Consider the following 252-nt stretch of genomic DNA (forward strand, 5'->3'; position numbering starts at 1 on the left):
TATGGGTACTGAGTCCACTGGACTGGCTGTTAGCGGCAACTGGATGCATAACGATGACGACGGTGATGTTGCAGGGCTTGGCCTTGGTCTGAATATCCCTCTGGGTCCGTTGCTGGCAACAGTCGGTGGGAAAGGTATCTATACCAACCCGAAAGACGGTGATGAAGGCTACGCGGCAGCTGTCGGTGGTGGTTTACAGTGGCCGATTGGCGACAGTTTCCGTCTGTTTGGTGAATACTACTACTCCCCGGA

The 252-nt window shown here is 54.4% G+C and carries 1 protein-coding gene; it reads left to right on the forward strand.

Going from position 1 to position 252, the window contains the following annotated elements:
• Positions 1–252: YfaZ family outer membrane protein (locus FDX22_RS21940; protein WP_222592560.1), on the forward strand; the 252-nt coding region annotated here is incomplete at both ends.

This window comes from Citrobacter sp. TBCS-14, from assembly GCF_005280805.1.
Taxonomy (GTDB): domain Bacteria; phylum Pseudomonadota; class Gammaproteobacteria; order Enterobacterales; family Enterobacteriaceae; genus Citrobacter; species Citrobacter gillenii.